The 19867-nt window shown below is 64.1% G+C and carries 21 protein-coding genes; 12 read left to right on the top strand and 9 right to left on the bottom strand.

Features of this window, described 5'->3' with window-relative positions; genetic code table 11:
• Positions 1–113: 113 nt before the first annotated feature.
• Positions 114–1295: a bifunctional sugar-1-phosphate nucleotidylyltransferase/acetyltransferase gene (glmU, locus tag NATTI_RS0103115; protein WP_006092294.1), complete on the top strand. Its 1182-nt coding sequence runs from the start codon at positions 114–116 to the stop codon at positions 1293–1295.
• Positions 1296–1513: 218 nt separating this feature from the next.
• Entirely contained in the window at positions 1514–2356 is an 843-nt protein-coding gene (locus tag NATTI_RS0103110) for a hypothetical protein (RefSeq protein WP_006092292.1), read from the top strand.
• A 333-nt stretch (positions 2357–2689) separates the two neighbouring features.
• Here the strand turns inward: NATTI_RS0103110 and NATTI_RS0103105 are convergent, their stop codons facing one another.
• The gene (locus NATTI_RS0103105) at positions 2690–3190 is read right to left on the bottom strand and encodes a hypothetical protein (RefSeq protein WP_006092290.1); all 501 of its coding nucleotides are present in this window, start codon (positions 3188–3190) and stop codon (positions 2690–2692) included.
• A gap of 273 nt (positions 3191–3463) precedes the next feature.
• On the opposite strand from NATTI_RS0103105, the gene NATTI_RS0103100 reads away from it, so the two are divergent.
• Positions 3464–4243, top strand: coding sequence for a DUF7839 domain-containing protein (locus tag NATTI_RS0103100; RefSeq protein WP_006092289.1), 780 nt, complete (start codon positions 3464–3466; stop codon positions 4241–4243).
• Between the two features lie 273 nt (positions 4244–4516).
• A complete protein-coding gene (locus tag NATTI_RS0103095) occupies positions 4517–5305 on the top strand; it encodes an enoyl-CoA hydratase/isomerase family protein (protein WP_006092287.1) in 789 nt (262 codons plus the stop codon).
• A gap of 101 nt (positions 5306–5406) precedes the next feature.
• Here NATTI_RS0103095 and NATTI_RS0103090 read toward each other — a convergent pair whose 3' ends face one another.
• Both NATTI_RS0103090 and NATTI_RS0103085 read right to left on the bottom strand, forming a co-directional pair.
• On the bottom strand, positions 5407–6312 hold the full coding sequence (locus NATTI_RS0103090; protein ID WP_006092285.1) for a glycosyltransferase family 2 protein: 906 nt from the start codon (positions 6310–6312) through the stop codon (positions 5407–5409).
• Between the two features lie 153 nt (positions 6313–6465).
• Positions 6466–7173 (bottom strand): class I SAM-dependent methyltransferase, encoded by a 708-nt coding sequence (locus NATTI_RS0103085; RefSeq protein ID WP_006092283.1) that lies wholly within the window; start codon positions 7171–7173, stop codon positions 6466–6468.
• 327 nt (positions 7174–7500) lie between these two features.
• On the opposite strand from NATTI_RS0103085, the gene NATTI_RS0103080 reads away from it, so the two are divergent.
• The 4 genes from NATTI_RS0103080 to NATTI_RS0103065 all read left to right on the top strand — a co-directional run bounded on the left by NATTI_RS0103080 (position 7501) and on the right by NATTI_RS0103065 (position 10306).
• The gene (locus tag NATTI_RS0103080; RefSeq protein WP_006092282.1) at positions 7501–7782 is read left to right on the top strand and encodes a MarR family transcriptional regulator; all 282 of its coding nucleotides are present in this window, start codon (positions 7501–7503) and stop codon (positions 7780–7782) included.
• 114 nt (positions 7783–7896) lie between these two features.
• Positions 7897–8691 (top strand): MBL fold metallo-hydrolase, encoded by a 795-nt coding sequence (locus NATTI_RS0103075; RefSeq protein ID WP_019991600.1) that lies wholly within the window; start codon positions 7897–7899, stop codon positions 8689–8691.
• A 48-nt stretch (positions 8692–8739) separates the two neighbouring features.
• Positions 8740–9459 carry a YkgJ family cysteine cluster protein gene (locus NATTI_RS0103070; RefSeq protein WP_006092280.1) on the top strand — a complete coding sequence of 240 codons (720 nt, stop codon included), beginning with the start codon at positions 8740–8742 and terminating at the stop codon, positions 9457–9459.
• 79 nt (positions 9460–9538) lie between these two features.
• Positions 9539–10306 (top strand): heptaprenylglyceryl phosphate synthase, encoded by a 768-nt coding sequence (locus NATTI_RS0103065; protein ID WP_006092278.1) that lies wholly within the window; start codon positions 9539–9541, stop codon positions 10304–10306.
• Between the two features lie 113 nt (positions 10307–10419).
• Here NATTI_RS0103065 and NATTI_RS0103060 read toward each other — a convergent pair whose 3' ends face one another.
• On the bottom strand, positions 10420–10773 hold the full coding sequence (locus NATTI_RS0103060) for an ArsR/SmtB family transcription factor (protein ID WP_241434409.1): 354 nt from the start codon (positions 10771–10773) through the stop codon (positions 10420–10422).
• Between the two features lie 76 nt (positions 10774–10849).
• Here NATTI_RS0103060 and NATTI_RS0103055 point away from each other — a divergent pair, with 76 nt between their 5' ends.
• A complete protein-coding gene (locus tag NATTI_RS0103055) occupies positions 10850–11533 on the top strand; it encodes a helix-turn-helix domain-containing protein (protein WP_006092274.1) in 684 nt (227 codons plus the stop codon).
• 180 nt (positions 11534–11713) lie between these two features.
• On the opposite strand, the gene NATTI_RS0103050 is transcribed toward NATTI_RS0103055, so the two are convergent.
• Entirely contained in the window at positions 11714–12118 is a 405-nt protein-coding gene (locus NATTI_RS0103050; protein WP_006092272.1) for a TRAM domain-containing protein, read from the bottom strand.
• 171 nt (positions 12119–12289) lie between these two features.
• Positions 12290–14053 (bottom strand): radical SAM protein, encoded by a 1764-nt coding sequence (locus NATTI_RS0103045; RefSeq protein ID WP_006092270.1) that lies wholly within the window; start codon positions 14051–14053, stop codon positions 12290–12292.
• A 200-nt stretch (positions 14054–14253) separates the two neighbouring features.
• Between NATTI_RS0103045 and NATTI_RS26400 the strand changes: the two genes are divergently transcribed.
• Together NATTI_RS26400 and NATTI_RS0103035 are read left to right on the top strand one after the other, a co-directional pair.
• Complete coding sequence (locus NATTI_RS26400) at positions 14254–14412, top strand: DUF7559 family protein (RefSeq protein WP_006092269.1); 159 nt, start codon at positions 14254–14256, stop codon at positions 14410–14412.
• A 168-nt stretch (positions 14413–14580) separates the two neighbouring features.
• On the top strand, positions 14581–15042 hold the full coding sequence (locus NATTI_RS0103035) for an Hsp20/alpha crystallin family protein (RefSeq protein WP_006092267.1): 462 nt from the start codon (positions 14581–14583) through the stop codon (positions 15040–15042).
• A 24-nt stretch (positions 15043–15066) separates the two neighbouring features.
• On the opposite strand, the gene NATTI_RS0103030 is transcribed toward NATTI_RS0103035, so the two are convergent.
• The 3 genes from NATTI_RS0103030 to NATTI_RS0103015 form a co-directional block, all read right to left on the bottom strand.
• On the bottom strand, positions 15067–16263 hold the full coding sequence (locus NATTI_RS0103030; protein WP_006092265.1) for an NAD(P)/FAD-dependent oxidoreductase: 1197 nt from the start codon (positions 16261–16263) through the stop codon (positions 15067–15069).
• Entirely contained in the window at positions 16260–17024 is a 765-nt protein-coding gene (locus NATTI_RS0103025) for a creatininase family protein (RefSeq protein WP_006092263.1), read from the bottom strand. The genes NATTI_RS0103030 and NATTI_RS0103025 overlap by 4 nt, the downstream gene beginning before the upstream one ends.
• A gap of 1139 nt (positions 17025–18163) precedes the next feature.
• Positions 18164–18943 carry a DUF7388 family protein gene (locus tag NATTI_RS0103015; protein WP_006092261.1) on the bottom strand — a complete coding sequence of 260 codons (780 nt, stop codon included), beginning with the start codon at positions 18941–18943 and terminating at the stop codon, positions 18164–18166.
• Positions 18944–19148: 205 nt separating this feature from the next.
• Between NATTI_RS0103015 and NATTI_RS0103010 the strand changes: the two genes are divergently transcribed.
• The gene (locus tag NATTI_RS0103010) at positions 19149–19835 is read left to right on the top strand and encodes a DUF502 domain-containing protein (RefSeq protein ID WP_006092259.1); all 687 of its coding nucleotides are present in this window, start codon (positions 19149–19151) and stop codon (positions 19833–19835) included.
• Positions 19836–19867: the final 32 nt, after the last annotated feature.

The raw sequence follows: 19867 nt of genomic DNA, 5'->3' as shown, positions 1-19867 counted from the left end.
GGAAGTCGCGTTTTCTCGGTCGGAACACCCGGTCGATTGCTGTCAGGAATGGAAAGAATCTCGCCTCCGGGAGGCGAATCGCTTATCCGACGGTTCGTGGAACATCCGATCATATGAAAGCAGTCGTTCTCGCGGCGGGTCAGGGCACGCGCATTCGACCACTTTCGGATTCGGTTCCGAAACCGATGCTGCCGGTGGCAGACCGGCCGCTCGTGGCCCACACTATCGACGCTGCGGTCGACGCCGGAGCGGACGAGATCGTCCTCGTAATCGGCTACGAAGCCGACACGGTTCGCGACTATTTCGGCGCGGAGTATCGCGGCGTTCCCGTCAGCTACGCCGTCCAGACCGAACAGGCCGGGACGGCCCACGCCGTCAACACGGCCCGCGAGCACATTGAGGGGCCGTTTGCCGTCCTGAACGGTGACAACCTGTACGATCCCGCGGCGATCGATCGCCTCTTTACCGAGTGCCCGGCTATCTGTGCCATCGAAGTCGAGGAGCCCCGCAACTACGGCGTCCTCAGCACCGAGGGCGACTCGGTCACCGGTATCGTCGAGAAACCCGCCGATCCGCCGACGAACCTCGCCAACGCCGGGGCCTACGCCTTTCCCGAGGAGGCCCGACAGTGGCTCGAGGTCCCCGAAAGCGAGCGCGGCGAACACGAGATCACCGACGTCGTCGCTCGCGTGATCGACGAGTTCGACGTCACGCCCGTCACCCTCGAGCGCTGGCTCGATGTCGGTCGGCCCTGGGAACTACTCGAGGCAAACGAGTGGAAGATCGGCAATCTCGAGCGCCGGATCGACGGCGACGTGAGCGAGGATGCCCACCTCGAAGGCGACGTGGTTGTCGAGGACGGTGCGACGGTGAAGCCGGGGGTCGTCGTCGAGGGGCCGGCGCTGATCCGGTCGGGCGCGACCGTCGGGCCGAACGCCTACGTACGCGGGGCGACTCTGGTCGACGAGGGAGCGAAGGTCGGCCACGCCGCGGAGGTGAAAAACAGCGTGCTCTCTCGAGACGCGTCGGTGAGTCACCTCTCTTACGTCGGCGACAGCGTGCTCGGCCGTGACGTCAACTTCGGAGCCGGCACGAACGTCGCGAACCTCCGGCACGACGACGCGGATATCGAGTTCACCGTGAAAGGCGAGCGGGTGTCGACCGGACGGCGAAAGTTCGGCGTCGTCGCCGGCGACGGCGCGAAGACGGGCATCAACTCGAGTCTGTCGCCCGGACTGAAACTCGATACCGGCGCGACGACGCTGCCCGGTGAGACGGTCGATCGGGATCGGTAGGCGGGCGCGGGCGGACCCCGTCTATAGTAGCCACTGGAAGTCAGTGTACACCCGATCGCACGTCGTGCGATCGGTGTGTAAACAGTTCCAGTTGTTACTATAGCCTCCACGTTCGCGATTCGAGACCGCGTTTCGGCTCCCTCGACACCCTCGAACGGAGAGTACGGCGAGGTTACTAAAGAACGTCCCCGACGTACGGTCGCCTCACTTCGACTGCAATGGCCCCAGCTATCGTCCACTTCCTCGTCGGCGCGTCACTCTTACTCCTGCTGACAGCGCCGTTGGCGCTCCGATTCGGAACCGTTCGTCGTTATCAGTTGTGGCTGATCCTCGCTGGCGGCCTCTGGGGTCTCCTCCCGGACGTCCACTACGTCGCTCCCGTTCTCGATCGCACCCTCGAGTCCCTTCACGACTCGCGGTGGGTCGACCTGTTCGCGTTCCACTACACGCTCGATCAGCCGGCGCTGACCGGGATGGCGCTCGAACTAATCGTCGGGTCGATACTCCTGTTTCTGGTCGCGATCACCGTGTTCACGGCCGCGTGGAGCAGGAGCGGATCGACAAGCGGATCGCGGGGCTCCCAGTTCGTCGCGGCCATCGTCTGCGTCGCGCTCGCGGCTCTGATCGCCGGGACAGCCCTCGGCGCCGGGTTGTACGCGACGAACCGGCTCGAGTCCGTTGCCACGCTGTACGGCCGTGAGAGCGCCCGTGCAGGGGCAACGCTGCTGCTCGCGTGGAGCGTCGTCACCGGCGCGGGAATCGCGGCGATCATCGCGCTGGCGGACGAAACCATGCGGGCGACCGATCCGGTCGCCGGGATCTCGGTCGGCATGCTGGTCGCCGCCGTGGGGTGGCTGTTCGGCATCGTCGTCGCCCTCCCGCTCTGGATGCAGCGGTTCTTCGAACTCTCGCGGCCGTTCCCGTATCTCCACTGGCAGAGTCTGATCGGACTGCTCGTCTTCGGGTTCGTTTTCGGCTGTTGCTACTCGCTGCTTCGTCGACTCTTCGAATCGATCACTCCCGGAGAGACCGAGGTTCAGGCCTCGAGTTCGACGCAGTAGCGCCGCCATCCCGCCTCCTCGGACGGGGGTCCGGACTCGCCGCCGACTACGGAAACGCTGTAGTCACTTTCACCGGACGGAGCGATGGTTCGTTGGTCCACCTCCGCCAAATCGTATCGGGTTAAAGACTATCACCAATACCGATATACTACGCTACAGCGGGAACGCTGCTCGGCCAATACCGGCGGCTAGCCGTGATTCCCGCATCGAAATCGCGGTGTGGACGCTGGGACCGCAGTGTGTGTCATAATGGTGTGTCAACCGCAGCCCAGCCCACGTACTCTTGGCTCGAGTGGAGCGTAATCAGTCTATTGGAGATGCGTTGCCATCGGACTACACGGTCGTCTCGGTGACGAACTGTTCCGTCTGCTGTGCCGACGTGATCGTCGTCGTGATCGTGACCGTTCGGTCGTTGTTTTCGATCGCAAGGGCGCTTACGACATCGATATCGATACGTTGAGTTCGAGTGACGGTCGCGCCGGCCTCGAGACGACCGATCTCTTCGTCGGTCTCCCAGACGAGTGTCTCACCGGCGACGACGGTGGCGGCGACCCGAACGGCAGTGGCATCGGCGGTGCCGGTGTTAGTGAGCGTCGTGGTGACCTCGCGGCAGGTCCGCCCGCACTCGACGATCTCGACTACGTCCCCCTCGAAGGACACGTCGCTCTCGAGATCGGCCGCCGCCCGTTCGGTCGCGTCGGCCGGGCCAATGGTGTCGTCGGTCAGGGATCCGTCGACGGCGACAGGCGGTGTAGTGGTCCAGTCAGTAGCGCCCCCCGTAACGAGGGACAGGCTAGCGCCGGTGATCGCCGCGAGGGCTGTTCGTCGATGCATGAGTTCGTCTGCACTCCGCCTACTCGTCTGGGAGGGGGACCGTGGGGGATCGAAGCGCCGTCCCGTCGAGGGAATCGATCGCTACTCCGTATCTCCCTGTACGGCCGCGATCCCATATGAACGTCGCTTGCACACCCTCTTCCCGATGGGAGGAGCACGCCGTCAGATTCGACGTTCTCGAGGTCTGGACCTCCCCACGGGCCGAATCGCCCCGCCGAGAGCGGATCGCCGAGACCGCGTACCTTTTTGGGGCGCTCGCCGAACTATCGGGGTATGGTCGACGTCCTCGACAACAAGCGGGCCGCAACGCGGTTTCGGATCCTCGTCCAGATCGCCGAGCGCCAACCCGCCGTCAGCCAGGGAGAGATCGCCGGGGAAGTCGGCGTGACGAGTCAGGCCGTCAGCGAGTACATCCGTGAACTCGTCGACGACGGCCTCGTGGAAAAGGAAGGCCGCTCGCGGTACCGCGTCACGCCGGAAGGCGTCGACGTGCTCTTTCGAACCGCCGACGACGTCCGCCGGTTCGCCGACCACGTCACCGGCGACGTGCTCGGAGCGATGAGCGAGGCGGCCTACATCGCGACGGACGACATCGCGGAGGGCGACACCGTCACCCTCTCGGTTCGAGACGGGTTGCTTCACGCGACCCCCAGCAGCGAGGGGCCGGCGACGGGCGTCGCGACGACCGACGCCGACGCCGGCACCGACGTCGGCGTTACGAGTTTCGAGGGCGTTATGGAACTCGAGCCGGGCTCCGTCACCGTCCTGCAGATCCCCGCGGTTCGCACCGGTGGGAGTCGCGACGTCGACTCGACGGTGCTCTCGGAGCACTGTGAGGAGTCCGATCTCGTCGTCGCCGCCGGCGTCGAGGCCGTCGTCGCCTGCCGACAGGCCGGTTGCGATCCGGCCGTCCCGTTCGCGGCCGGCGAGGTCGCCGCCGAAGGTGCTGAACGCGGTCTCGAGGTGGCCGCGGTCGCCACCACCAACGAAGTCGGTCGAGTCACGGATACGCTTCGAGACGCGGATGTCTCCTACGAAGTGCTCGAGGGGTAGTCGATTCGTTCCGACCTGGCCGATGGTTCGCCATCCGAAAGTACTGCGGCGACGGCTTACCTATCGGATTTGTCGCAGGGACGAGGTGGAGTCGATTCGAATACACTGCTCACGCTGTTGCACCTCGCAACCAGCGCGCGCCACCGCACGTAACCTGATCAGATCGGAACGAGCATTCCATCACCGAACTGAAAGCCAATTTCACCACGTGCTTCGAGCAACAGGACACGCCTAACAACTACTGTTACGTGGCTGGCAATCGATCGCACGGACATGGAATCCATCGGCACCGGACTCGCGGCGATCGACTGGAACGATACTCGCGCGGACGTCTATCTCTCGCGACCGGACAAGCGAAACGCGATGACGGTCGACCTCATGTGCGACCTGACCGAGGCGTTCGAACGCGTCGACGCGAACGAGGATGTCCGTGCGGCGACGCTGCTCGGCGAGGGACCCGCCTTCTGTGCCGGCATGGACCTCGAGATGATGCGCGACCGGGTCGAACCCGATTCCGGGATCGATCGCGACGTCTTTCCCGAACTTCTCGAGACCATCGAGGAAATCCGCCAGCCGGTCGTCGCCGGGATCAAACGCGCCGCGCCCGCGGGGGCGTTCGAACTGACGCTCCCCTGTGACTTCCGGATCATCGGCCGCGAGGCGACGTACGGGTTACTCGAGGTCCGACTCGGGACCTTTCCACACGGCGGCGGAACCCAGCGACTGCCGCGACTGGTCGGCCTCTCGAATGCAAAGGAGATCGTCATGACGGGCGAGTTCGTCGACCCCGAGGACGCCGCCGAGATGGGATTAGTTCACGAGGTCGTCGATACCGACGCCGTCGACGAGCGAGCGAAGGCGTTCGCCGACGGCCTCTGTGACAACGCGCCGCTCGGCCTTCGAAACGCCAAACGAGCGCTCAACGCCGCCCTCGAGATGCCCCTCGAGCGGGGGCTGGCCTACGAACGGCAGTTAGGGTACGAGTTGGACGACACCGACGACTACCGCGAGGGGTTCGAAGCGCGACTCGAGGATCGAGAGCCGGCATTTCGTGGCGAATAAAAACCAGCGGCAGCGTATAGTAACAACTGAAACGATTCACACACTGATCGCATAGCCGTCATGCGATCTGGTGTGCATTGACTTTCAGTGGCTACTATAGCTCACTCCTCGCGGCGATCGTACAACTGCACTGCCCGGTCGTGACGCACTGAAAGCCCGTTCGGATTTCGTTGTGCCGACCGATCCGCGTAGCGAGCGCGGAGACCGTCTCCCAGACCGCGGGCCGCGTTGCTGACGACGTCGGTACCGTTGGAGACCCACCCGGTCGGCTTCTCGTCACCGGCGACGACGCCGCGAATGCTCGTGAACCCGTCGCGGAGCGCGCTCCCGACCGTTCGCCCGAGAACTGTCGGTCGCGGCCCGTAGTTCTTCGCGAGTCGGTAGGACAGCGAGCGGTAGGTCGCCCCCCAGTCGCAGTCGGTTCGGCCGCCGTCGGTCTCGGCCTCACATCTGGCTGCCATCTCCGCATCCCAGGCGACGTCGAATCCGAGACCGGCCACGCGGTGGGCACAGTCCCGCTCGCCGTCGACCTCGAGGTACTCGTCGTACCCGTCCAGCGCCTCGAGGACGGTCCGATCGAACGCGACGTTGTCGCCGTCGAAGTGCGTGACGCTGCGACCCCTGATCGACCGTGGCGTTCGAAGATCGTAATCGGTACCGCCGCCCGTGACGGGACCGGTGACAACGTCAGTACCGTTGGCGATCGACCGTTCGATGGCCTCGTACCAGCTGTGTTCGATCGCGTACTCGCCGTCGAGGAAGGCGACGACCTCGCCGGTGGCCGTTCCGAGCCCCGCGTTTCTCGAGACGTTCGGATTTCGCTCGGAGATTTCGACGAGCACGTCCACGTCGGTGCGGTCGCGAACGACGCCGGTCGTTCCGTCGGAGGACGGTCCGTTGACGACGATTACTTCCGTCGACGGGGGTGCTCGTTCCGCGAGTGCATCGAGACAGGATACTAACTGCTCCCGGTCGTTGAGCGTCGATACTACCACCGAGAGCTCCATACCTTGTGGTAGCGTTCGTCGGTAGTAAAAACAGGGGGGTTTCCCGCCAAGCGAGGATCACCGTTTCGTCTCAGGTCGTCCACCGTCCACGAACGGGAGTCCAGCAGCTACGGGGACACACGGGACAGGATCGTCGACGAGTTCGGGTATCCGTCAGCGAACCCGCGTGTTCCAGTAGGAAACCGACGCGAGATGGTCGGTAACCGGCAGTTTTCCGATGGTCTCGTCTATCGTTCGGATCGGTGAGGCAAGCACGTTCGGAATCGACCGGTAGAACCCGTAGGGGACGATGAAGTCGTCTTCGACGTCGACCAGGGTCAGGTTCGTCTTGGCCAGCAAGACGGCGACTTCGCTCTTCGAGTAGAGTCGCGACCCCATCGGCAGTGCCCAGTTGTAGATACTGCGCGAACTGAACCGATTGAACGTGTCGAAGACGATCTGCTCGCGCGACACGCGACGCATCTCTGCTAAGAACGCCTTCGGATCGTCCGCGAGGTGGAAAAACCGCATCGCGACGACGGTATCGAAGTGATCGTCCGGGAACGGAAGCCGTCCCGCGTCACCTCGCAAGAACTCGAGTGTCCCCTCGAGTTCGACGTTCTGAGCCTTTTTTCGGCCCTGCTGTAACATTGCCGCCGAAATATCGAGTCCAACGACGTCAGCACCTTGCTCGGCGAGCATCACCGAAAACCGCCCGGTACCACAGGCGATCTCGAGGATGTTCCGGTCCTCGACGGGCATGATGGCCTCGAGGACGGCTGCTTTCTCCCGGCGGTCGATCAGCTGTCCGCCCTGGGAGAATCGCTTGTCGTCGTACTCCTCGGCGACGTCGTCGGCCTGGTACCACTCCTGTCCTTTCACACTGGGCGCAACTACAGTAGCCGGAGGATAAAACGATACTGGAGTCTATCGGCGAGTGGGCACGCGGCTGTCGGCCCGAATCGACTCGGCCGGTCCGACGATTCGTCGGAATTGATCCGCCGAGCTGACAGTCCGATGTCGGTGACTAACGGACACTCGCTTGCTGTGAGGTCGGCCTTCGAGCGACCCCATATATAACTACAATCGGGGGACGGAGTCGAGGTGCACGTTCTGTGTTAATACCTCATTCATACCCCTTATACAAACTGGACTATTCGTATCTACATATAGGGAAGCTTTACCAATGACCATTCCGCTGTGGTAGGTATGAGCATGAGTACAGCCGAGGACCGTGCCGGTGCTGCCGAAGAAACCCTCTCAGCGGATGAATACCGTGACCGCCTCCGTGACCTGCCGCCGAGTGCGAAACTGGTCGCGAAAGTGCTCGAGACCGACTCGCCACTCTCGCAGGGCCAGCTAGCCGAGGAGTCGCTCCTACCCGACCGAACCGTCCGCTACGCGCTCAACCGCCTCGAGGACGTCGGTCTCGTCGGCTCCCGATACAGCTTCCGCGACGCGCGCAAACAGGTTTACTTCCTCAAGAACTGACCGCCCGGCAGCCCGGTCCACATCTGTACGGGGGTACGGATGGGGGTGGTCCGCCGGCGTCGGTCGAACCGACCCGCCGATACACACTTTTTTGCTCGCTGCAACGCTCAAGATATGCATCTCACTCGACTGGCGATTCCAGTCGCGACGCGCGCGCCGGGCGGGGCGACCAACGCCTACCTGCTCGGCGACGAGTCCGCGGTGCTCGTCGATCCCGCGGCGCGAACCGACGAACTCGACCGGGCGGTCCGTACCCGCGACGTCGAGCACGTGCTCGTCACGCACACCCATCCCGATCACGTCGGTGCCGTCGACGCGTACGCCGCCGAAACGGACGCGACCGTCTGGGCGCGGTACGGCCACGCGGAACGGTTCCGCGAGGCGACCGGTGTCGATCCCGACCGAACGTTCACCCCGGGAACGTCGATTCCGCTCGGCGACGACCGCGTTCGCGTCTTCGACGCGCCGGGCCACGCGCCCGACCACGTCGCCCTCGAGGCCGGCCGCGACGGACCGATCCTGTGCGGTGACTGTGCAGTCCGCGAGGGCAGTGTCGTCGTCGGCGCACCGGAGGGCGACATGCGCGCCTACGTAACGACCCTGCGTCGCCTTTGGGCGGCCGACCCGCCGGCGCTCCATCCCGGACACGGACCCGAGATCGACGCGTCCCGAGAGACTCTGGAGCGACTGCTCACCCACCGGAAGCGTCGGGAGGAGAAGATTCTCGAGGCCGTCGACGCTGGTGCGGACACGCTCGAGGAGATCCTCGAGATGGCCTACGAGAAGGATCTCTCCGGCGTCCGCGACCTCGCGCGGGCAACCGTCGTGGCCCACCTCGAGAAGCTCGATGTCGAGGGTCGCGTCCGGTGGGACGGCGAGCGGGCGGTGCCGGCCGCGCGGACCGACTGAACGGCGAGGGAGCGACTGCCTTTTCTGCCCTCGCAGGGAGTATCCAGTATGCAATCGCTCGAGGCCGAACTCGAAGACGCCCGCCAGCTCGCCGTCGACGACCTCGCGGACGCCATCGAGTCGATCGGCTTCGAGTGTACCCGCTGTGGGGCCTGCTGCAAGGGCCACGGCGAGGACGAACACACTGCGACGGTGTTTCCGGACGAGGTGCGCGACCTCGAAGCGAGCGACGCGTACGACGGCGAGTACGACTGGCGCGACGTCGCCCGACCGATGCCGTACGGCCTGTCGGAGACCGAAGACGGCGACCTCGAGGGCGAGACCTTCGAGTGGGCGCTCCAGACCGACAGCTGCGGGGACTGTACCTTCTACGAGGAAGACGAGGATGGGGCCGGTGCCTGCGCCGCCCACGACGACCGACCACTGATCTGTCGTACCTACCCGTTCAGCGTTGCACTGGACGGAACCAGCCAGCCGATGGGTGAGGTCGTCGACAGCGTTGCGCTCCCGGCGCAACGGGAAGCTGGCGGAGCCGGCGACGAGAAAGGCGTCGTCCGCGCCCACGAGTGCGAGGGGCTGGGTCGAGATATCTCCCGCGAGGACGCCGAAGACCTCGCACGCGCACTCAAGGAGCGCGCCGTACGCGAACTCGAGGAGGCCATTGCCGTCCGAGATACCTACGAGCCCGCCCCACCGGACCCCGGCGAGGTCGTCGTTCACGACTCCGAAGGGGTGAAAGGCATCGACGGGACGCCCCTCGAAGAGTGAATCGTCGTCCAGCGGGGTTCGACCGACGACCGACCGCGAAACCGACAGGGAGTTGAGACCGTTCTTCGAAGGCCTCTGCATGACACTCGACTGGGACGGGGTGACCCACATCACGAAAGTCGATCCTGCGAAGCCGTTGCCGGATGATCTCGACGTGCTCAAGGGCACCGATCTGGTGATCGTCGGCGGCTCCGACGACGTCACGGAGACGAACACGCTCGAGGCGATCCGAGCGATCGACGACGCACATCCCTCGACACCCGTCTTTCAGGAGCCGTACAGTTCCGACCACGTCTCGCGAGAGACGATCGACGCCGCGGACTTCGTCGCCGTTCCGGCGGTCTACAACGGTGATCGGGAGCATTTCGTGGGCAAACACGTCGATCTCTTCACCGAGGTCGGACGCACGCCCGAGGAACTCCTCGGGGCCGGTCTCCCGGTCGTCGGCGACTTCGTCGCGTCCAAAGGAGTCGATGCGATCGCCGAACTCGCGACGAGCCTGATCGGCGAGGGATACGTCGTCCAGCATCTCGACTCCGCGGCGGCGACCACCTCCGGGGTCGAGACCACCTACACGCCGGAGCAGGTCGCCGGTGCTGCGCTCGCGACCGAGGCGTTCTACGGCTTCCCGATCTTCTACGTCGAATACTCCGGCCGCTACGGCGGGCCCGAGGACGTCGAAGCCGCGGCGCGCTATCTCGAGGACACCACGCTCCTCTACGGCGGCGGTATCGACAGTCAGGAGAAGACGATGGAGATCCTCGAGGCCGGCGCGGACGCCGTCGTCGTCGGCGACTGTTTCCACGACGATCCGGAGACGTTTCGAGACACGATTCCAATGGCGTGAGCCGGCTGAGCGTCGCGGCTGGCGGTCGGTACGCATCTTCAGACGACGGCCGTGCGGTCGGTACGCACCCTCGGACGACGGTCATCTGATCGGTCTGCAACTGGCTTCGATCGTTACGATAGTCTTCGTTCCTGGCTCCGCTGCGTACGGTCGGCCCGGACGGTCGTCGTTACCCCGTCTTCACCGATTCGGAGGGTCACGCTCTCAAGCGTCGTCCAGTACTGTTTGTAGTGGTTCCCGCTGGTGTCGAGCAGCATCTTCGACGCGACGAGCCCCGCACGCTCTAACTGGTCGAGGCGGCGATACGCTGTCGGCTTCGAGATTCCCGTGGTATCGACGATCTGTTGTACAGCCATCGGCTCGTCGAGTATCGTCCGGAGGACCCGACGAGCGTACCGGTCACCGAGCAGTTCGAGCAATTCGTCGGTGGCCGGTGTCGAGTTCTCCGACGTTCCGTTCCGTGCCATCATCCACAACACTGCTTCGGCCCCGCCAAACTGTTGGCACGAATGCTTTCGCAATTATATAAGTTGCCTCGGCGAGATGAAGGGGTTGGACGAGGCCGAACGAATGAATGCAATCCGGATCGCGATTACGCATACGGAGACGACGATCCATCCGATCCACTCGCTCGTCTGTACCGCTCCAGCGGTGTCTCGAGAGCTGATTCTGTACGTCACGGTCACCGACGGTATCGAAACGACAATCAACTACGTGGAAGGCGATCCGGAGGTGTACGAATCGGCGCTCCGGACGGAACTCGACATTGATGAGTACGAGATCTATCCGGACGGAGACGACGGCTGTTATTCCTACCTCAGAAACGAACTGGATGCGTACAATCGAGCGCTCGCGACGGCGTTTCAACGCGAGACGCTCGCGGTGATTCCGCCGATAGAGTATCTGCCCGATCGGCGAATGGTCGTCTCGATTGTGACCACATCCAGCGACTTTCGGGAGATCCGCGAGGAGATACCGGACGAGTTGACGGTCGACGTGATCTCCGTCGGCTCCGTCCCCCAGATCGCAGACGCTCCCCTCACCGTTGATCAGCGACGAGCGCTCGAGACCGCCTGGGAACTCGGCTACTACGAAATTCCACGGACCGCGACGCTTCAGGACATCGCGGATCGACTCGACTGTGCGGTCTCGACCGTCTCTGATCTGTTACGGCGGGGCCAATCCAGTCTCGTCGCAGCAGCCCTCGACGTGAACGACCACGACTGACCCGGCTCGATCCGCAGGGGGCAGTTGGGGACCCTGTTCGCTCGGGCTGGTAGTTCCACAGGCTGTTCGGACGACGCCACTGCAATACGAAACCTTCGTTGACGGCGTCTCACGGGAAGCTGACACGGACCGGGTTCGAGCGCGGCCACAGACCGCTCGAGAACCCGGACGACTGGTCGCTTAAAACGTTTCTTCGATGATCTCGCCGACGGCGAAGTTCGATTTGACCTCGGTGACTTCGACTTTGACGCGCTCGCCGACGTCGGCGCCGGGGACGATAATGACGTAGCCGCGTTCGACGCGAGCGATACCGTCTCCCTGTTTCCCGATGTCTTCGATCTCGACGTAGCGCGTTTCGCCGACGTCGACCGGTGGCTGCGGTTCCGACGGTGCCGTCTGTGGCTGGGCCGTCGTCTCCTCGGTCTCGGTCGACTCCTCACGAGAGATCAGCGCGACGCGGTACACTTCCTCCGGGTCGATATCGCCGGTTTCGACCTCTTGACGTGGTACTTCGATGACGTAACGATCCTCCTCTGCTGAAACGTCCGCACTGAACAGACACAGGAGTTTTTCAGATATTTCCACAGTAGACCCTCGATTTCACCTCTTATGCTCATTCGTAATAGAACTACCGACAGATCGAGCGTCTGCACAGTTGGAAAAAAGTACGGGCTGCGGACGGCAACAGATCGCGTAGGTTCGAAAAGCGGACTGAACCAGCTCGAGAGGGCCAAACGGGGTCGTTCGAAGTGCAGATCACCGCGCGTGCTCGAGACCCCGCGTCGTCACGAACTGCGAGAGATCGAACTGCGTCTCGAGGTCGGCGTCCGCGACGGTCTCGTAGGGGCGATTGATGACGATGTCGCCCGCAGTTCGATCCCCGATTCCGGGGATGGCGGTGAGTTCGTCCATCGAGGCGTCGTTGAGATCGAGCGGATACGGGACACCGGTGACGGAGCGGTAGCCGTGATCCACGACCGCGACGTCGATCGTCCGATCGAGTTCGCGCTCGCCCGGGATGCCGACGAGCAGCGGGTACGTGCCGAGCTGGCGACCGAATGTCTTCCCGTCCTGGTGGTACTCGAGGTGGACGTTCGGGAGGACGGTGCCGGGCGGGGCGACGCGCTCGAGCATCGGCTGGTCGATCTCCTCGCGGACCCGCGTCTTGTACCGCTTGAACAGCTGTTTGTGCTCGTTCGCGATTTCGGCCCCCGTATCGCTCATGTCGGTTCCGTCGAAGGCCATCACCTGTCGGATGTTGATCCGCCGGAGCATGTAGCCCTCGTCGTAGACCCGCTGGAGGAACTCGCGATTTCGCTCGTAGGTCTCCTCGCGCTCGCCCTTGAGACCGTGTAAGAGGTTGATCCCGGGGAGGAGTTTGGGGAGTTGCGGCGCGTCGCCGTCTGGCACTTCGCCCGCACTCGCAGCTGGGCCGCTCGCACTATCGGAGTGCCTCGGGTCCCTCGGCCCTCCTGGACGCCAGCCAGCCTCCTCGTTCACGATCTTGACCGCCTCGAAACACTCCTCGGCGGTGACGTTCAGGTTGTTCTCCTCCTGAACGACGGGATCGGCCGACTCGAGACCGAACGCGGCCGTATCACCCGGCGTATTGTGTTCGGCGATGATCCGAATTCCCTCCCGACTCGCCTCGGGCCACTCGACGATCGTGATCGGGTTCATGTTGTCGAGGTGGAGCGTCTCGAGGTCGGGCGCGACCTCCCGGATACCGCTGTACAGTTGGCGAAGGGCGTCGGGGTTCGGCGCCTCGCCGTCGCCGCCGTATGCGAGGATGTCGGCCTGCCGACCGATTCGGAAGTGGGAGACGCCGTAATCCGAGAGGGCGTCGACCTCGCCGACGACCGACGGCGGCGGCCGAAACGTCGGGTTTCCGTAGAGCGGCTCCGTACAGAACGAACACCGGTAGGCACAGCCCCTGGAGGTCTCGAGTTCCGCGATGAGGTGGTCCGGATGATTCGGGTGTTGCTCGACGATGAACGCCCCCTCCTGGGCCCACCGTGACACCTCGTCGACGTCGCGCATCCGGTTGTTGAAGCCCTCGAGACCGCTCTCGACGAGGTCGTAGACGGCGGCCTCGACGTCGCCTTTGGCGACGAAGTCGAAGTCCAGATCGTCCCGTTCGGTCTCCGTAGCGCCGGCGTTCTCGTCGCCGACGCCGAACTTGACGGGGCCACCCATCAGGGTCGTGCCACCCGCCGTCCAGGCCATCTTTCGCACTTCGTCCGGTTCGGCGGGCGTGCCGCCGACGTACTTGCCGGGGACGGTCATCCCGCCCAAATAGATCAGCAGGTCGGCCTCGTCGACGTCCCGCCAGTAGTCCGGCTCGTCGCGAAGCCGATCGATCGTGTGGTAAGTGATCGCTTCGCGTGGCACCCCCGCATCGATCAGCGCGCCGGCCGCGTATCGCGGGTACGTCGAAATGTACGGCGGCACCCCGAAGTGAGCGGGTTCGTCGACGTAGCCGTCGACGATCGTCACCGACAGCGTCTCGGGGTCAGTCATATCGTCGGGTAGCGCCTCGAGTGATAAAACGGTGACTACACCGAACGAACGTGTCCACCTCAGGGTCGCCGTTGATGAACCGCTCGCTGCTCGCGGGTGCAGTTCGTATGGGCGACCCGCAGCGAGTAGCCGAAGCCAGTACCTCGAACCGATGGTGCCGTAACCCGGACGTTGATGGTCGTCGTGCCCCAAGAACGGGTATGCCACCGACGGAGGAACTCGTCTGTACCGCGGAGGATTGCTTTCTCGACCTGTTCGAGAATCACTACACCTACGACGTGCCGGACGATATCGAGGTGACCGACCTCTCGTGTCCGGTCTGTGGCGGAAGCGACTGTCTCGAGCGGGTCGAACTGTAGCTTCCTGAGGCCGCCACAGTTTCGTGAACGCGGAACTCGTCAGACGTTTATTTTGTTCTATCAAAAGAGATATGAATGGGGCTAGTGTAGCCGATGGTAAGTCATGTCTTCGACCCACCTCCCGGTCCCCACTGCGGCCTTGCGTGTCGCGTCCAGAGGTGACCCCCCGTGAGCCCCAGCGACCTCCGCAAGTCGATCGGTAACGCCCTCTACCGACAGGTCGGCCGCGCGAACGGCCGCGTCCAGAAACACCGCTCGCTCCCCGTCGACGTCCTCGAGAACGAGACCAGCTATCAGGTCGTTTTCGACGCCCCGGGTGCCGAACCCGACGACGTACAGGTCCGCTATCTGGAAGGAAACGTCAAGATTCGGATCGAACGATTCCGCCAATTCCGGGACGGCTACGAGATGCGGTTTCCCGGCCGCGGAATGGAACTCGACGGCGAAGCCGAACTGCCGAACGACGCGGTCGTCGATCCGGATGCCGGCGAGGCGACCCTAACCGAAACCGGCACGCTGCGCATCGACATTCCGAAGGACGTCTCGATCGAAACTGACGATTCGGAGACCGACACGGAGCCAGAGAGTGCGACCGCGCCGGAAGCCGACGAGATCACCGTCGACGACTGATTTGCCGTTACCGACACGTCGTTTTCACGCGGACTCGGACTCGACCGACATTCCGTCGACGATTTCGAACGACTCGTCGCCGTCGAACCGGGTCGGATCGAAGGCTTCGATCCCGTCGTCGCCGAGCACCTGTTCTGCCAGTCGCTGGCCGATCGCCGGCGCGCGCATGAAGCCGTGGCCCTGGAAGCCGGTCGCGACGTACAGCCCGTCCCGTAGCTCACCGACCAGCGGGTCTCGATCCGGCGTCGCCGTACAGAGGCCGGCCCACGCTCGCTCGAGTTCGAGATCCGCCTCCGGAAGGCGGTGCTCGACGCGTGCGAGCAGGTCGTTCGCGAAGTCGAGATCCGCGTCGCGCTCGTAGTCGTCCGGATCGGCCTCGACGTACTCCGTCCCGTTGCCGACGAGCAAGCCGTCAGGATGGGGCCGCAGGTAAAGCGAGTCCGTCGCGTCGTAACACATCGGTTCCGCGAGGTCGCCGCTCGCGACGAGCGCCTGCACGCGATAGGGTTTCATCGCGATCGAGATGCCGGCGTCGGCGAGGAGCCGTTTCGTGTGCGCGCCGGCGGTGACGACCACCGCGTCGACCTCGCGTTCGGTGCCGTCCTCGAGGACGACTCGCGACGGATCGGTGCGAACCTGCACCGGCGTCTCGGACTCGAGAGCCGCACCTGCCCCGTTCGCCGCGGCGGCGAGACAGGCCGTGTACGTCGCGGGATCGGTGTAGCCCGCCCCGCCGGCGATACCCGCGACTTCGACGTCGTCCGTCCGTAGCGACGGAAACCGATCCGCGAGGTCGTCACCGGTCGCCTCGAGCGCGACGATGCCGTTCTCCTGCATCCGCCCGACCTGCTCGCGGATCGCGTCCGCGCGCTCCGAATCGCCCTCGCGGGCGAGCCAGACGTACGGACACTCCACGAACGGGAAGGTGTCGTCGCCGGAGAGGTCGCGGAACCGCTCGATCGCGTCGGCACCGATCTCGGCGTCGAGCGGGTCCGCGAAGGCGTCGTAACAGACGCCCGCCGCGCGACCGCTCGAGCCGCTCGCGATCGATCCCTTCTCGTACAGCGTCACGTCGGCACCCTCGCGAGCGAGATCGTAGGCCGTCGTCGCGCCGACGGCCCCCGCGCCGACGACGGCGATCTCGAGGCCGGTGCCGGACTGGACGAAGGCGTCCGCGCCGACGGCAAGTTCGGGTTCCTCGCCGTTGCGATTCCCGCTCATTTGTGATCACTCGGCCAGCAGTCTTCGAGCGGTCGATCGACAAGCCAGTCGAGCAGCGCGTGCAACTGGTCTCGGCCGGCGTCGAACAGACGTGCTCCCTTCTCCGGGTCGGCTTGCGTCGGCCGACCGACCGCTCCGCTCTCGGAGAAGTCGATCGTATCGAAGCCGAGTGCGGCGCCGTGAACGGACTCGCCCCACGCCTCGCTCGCGCCGGCCTCGGCGTCCTCGAGCGCGTCCGGATCGACGAGATCCTCGCGGAGGTGCCAGAGCAGACTCGACTCCATGGCGTCCGCGTGGCCGCCTTCCTCGTCGAACAGGTCGTCGGCGACGTCCGCGACGCTATCCCACCAGTTCCACGGCGGGGCGAACGCCGTCTCCTCGTCGCGCAGGGTTCGTGCGGCCCGTCGCAGCGCGTCCGAGTTTCCGCCGTGGCCGTTGACGACGACGGCCTTCCGAACGCCGTGTGCGGCGAGACTCGAGATCGTCTCTTCGACGTAGCGTTCGAACGTCTCCGCGGTCACGTACAGCGTGCCGTCGAACTGGCGGTGGTGTTCGCTGACGCCGACGGGGATCGTCGGCAGAACGACCGTATCGTCGCGATCGACGGCCGTCCGGGCGAACGCCTCGGCGGCCAGGTGGTCCATTCCGAGCGCCAGCGCCGGCCCGTGCTGTTCGGTACTCCCGGTCGGGAGCACCGCAACCTCGGCCCGCTCTATGGCGTCGGCGGCAGTCGTGGTGGTGTGTTCGGCGAGTAGCGACATGCGCTGTCCTGCGCATCCACGTCACTTATAGTGTCGGTCATTCGACGCGGTGATCGTCGGGGTCGCGTCGAAATCGGACCGGTCGATCCACGTGCTGTGGCGCGCGCTGGGCCGCAGTGAGCCGACGGCGAACGGCGGCCCGACCTTGCGCGAGGTCTTCGCGAGTATCACGAGCGAATGGCTTGGAAGACGCAAGCGTCTTCCAGTGGATGAGTGACCGAACGAAGTGAGGGATCGAATCGGCTGGGGAGGACGTGGAAATCACCGCCGCTAGCGGCTGCAGACCGCTCGTCGTTTTGCCATCACAGTATAGCAGTAGATCGTAGTGCGGCTTCTTTATTCAGAATGTCACCTGAAACAGAATCGGAGAATTCGCTAAGTACATCTGCGAACTGAGCGACAATTATTTAACAATATCTATTGACATTCTTGGTAACTGGATTATGTATATAGAGAGAGTGGGTGTACTATTTCTGATATTACTTTGTGTGCTGATAGGGGTTGCTATTGGCCAAACTGTGGATATTGGTTCGCAGGCACTACTAATTATGGCAACAGTCTCTGTAATCGGCACCGGATTGCTCTACCTACGCGAGTGGGGAGTGATATGAGCTTACCGGCTCTGTTGAAACCCTCGACTGATGATACGTTTTAGCAGTTGTGCTGAATACACAGCGCGAATGTTGCATGGGCTGAGGAGGGATCAACGCGGAATGTCGAACAGTCAGTACAGGGCAAGGCGTTACCGCTGAGGTTGAGCCAAAGGTGCAGCACCCGCGAGCGACCATCGGGAGCGAGCGGCCTTTTTAGCGTAGATTTTTGCGCCGAGCGGTTCCGAGCGTAGCGAGGAATCCCGAGGCGGAAAAAGGTACTTCTGCACGTGTAGTGAGCGGATGGTTCACTAATTTCGGAGTGAAACAAATGGGGTTGTCGTGCTGCACTAATACTCTATATTCAGCAGTCGAATTCTATCAGCCATTGAGGATTTCAACAGAGCCAGCTTACCCTATACTGAACGCGAGTTTCATGGATCACTCTGGGTAAAGAAGTCGCATTCCCAACTACTGATAGCACTCGAGTGGTCCGAGTGCGGAACCCGTTTTCGACCGCGCGACTCGAAACCATCGATACTGAACAGACTAAGCGAGAAACGGCTCGAGTCCCTGCGCCGGATACCCCACGACGGTCGTCGCGCCGGCCTCGCGCAGCGCATCGGTCTGTGCGCGCACGTCCTCAGATGTGCCGGCGAGTGCGTAGTCGCCGGCCGCCTCGAGCAGGATCTCTCGAGCGCGCCCGGTTGCGCTCGCATCGGTCGCGGCCTGGTCGGGCAGTGCCTGCGCGACTGGGCGGCGACGAGAGATGTACTCCCCGACGGCTTCGAGGACGCGATCGTCGTCGTCGGTCAGGACCGTCGGCGCGTAGACGGCAATCTCGCCGTCGAACCCGGCCGAACGGAGCCCTCGGAGCTCCCGGTGGGTCGCCCGCGAGAGCAGATCGTACTGGGTCGCGCCGGTCGCCATCGCGATCCGCTCGACGCTCTCGGTGCCGACCCAGGCGTCGGGTGCGGTCTCGAGGGCGGCACCGAGGCGGGGCGCGACGGCCCGCTCTCGCTCCTCCTCGGAGAGGTAGGCGGGGTGGCCGGCGACGAGGACGCGGCCGACCGCGTCGGGCAACTCCGAACTCAGCGAGTCGTCCCCCAGCGGGTCGAAGCCGTCGGCCCGGATGGGCGTCGTGACCAGTACGTTCGCGTCGCTCGAGAGCGACGTCAGGGTCTCCCGGGCGGGCAGGTGGTCCCGTCCCTCGTAGTCGATCGCGATCGTCTCGACCGGGAGCGCTTCGGCGGTCGAAACGTCACACTCGGCGGGTTTCAGGGCGATCGCATCGAGTCCGGCGCGGGCGACAGTGCTCGTAGTTAACATCGGTGGCGTACTCGCGCAACGCAGCGGCGAACCGGCGGACCATCGTTGATCGGCGGTTCGCGAGTGGCGGCGCTTACGCGACTATAGACCTCTTCTGGGACCGTCGCGCAAAAATCTGGCGTTCCGACGCGGGTTCGGTTTCGGTCGCCGCGAGTCCACAATCTACTCGTAGGAGGGGGCCCTGACTCAGACTGTGAGTGGAGCAATGGACTCGGTGAAAGGGGACTTCGGTCGCGGACTCATCGTCATCGGACCCGTCCTCGTGACGCTATTCATCGTCTACACGCTCTACTCGTTCATCGCGAACTTCACGCCGGGGATACTGCTCAACGCCGAGACTCTGGAGGCCATCCTCCCCGGCGTCGGCGAGTACGCTCGCGAGCAACTCGCCGGCTTCCTCCGCGTGCTTGCGTTCGTCGCGACCCTCGCACTCGCGATGTACGCCATCGGCCAGACGACCGAGACGACGACGGGCGAGGTGTTCGAGGGAATCGTCGACTACCTGGCGAACCGCGTCCCCGTCATCCGCGTCGTCTACAACGCCTCGAAGACGGCCACCGAGACGACGATCGGGACGGGAGATACCCTCCAGACGCCGGTCAAGATCGACACCTGGGGCGGACTGCGGATGACGGCGTTCAAGACGGGCCGCACCTCGCCGGACGGACGGGTCCTCCTTTTCTTGCCCACGTCGCCGAACATCACGACGGGATTCGTCCTCGAGGTCGCACCCGAGGAGATAACCGAACTCGACGAGACCGTCGAGGAAGCGCTGACGCGCGTCGTGAGCGCCGGCTTCGGTGACGCGGACCGCGCGGACGGCGACCTCGAGGACGTGCCGCTTTCCGTCGTCGGCGAGATGCAGTCGGACGGGAAACCGCCACAACAGTAGTCGATTTCGAGAAACGGCCGGCGAATACGCTC

It is taken from the genome of Natronorubrum tibetense GA33, from assembly GCF_000383975.1.
In the GTDB taxonomy this organism is placed as follows: domain Archaea; phylum Halobacteriota; class Halobacteria; order Halobacteriales; family Natrialbaceae; genus Natronorubrum; species Natronorubrum tibetense.
Note: the sequence above shows the minus strand (reverse complement) of the source record. Positions and strands in the feature narration are given on the sequence as shown.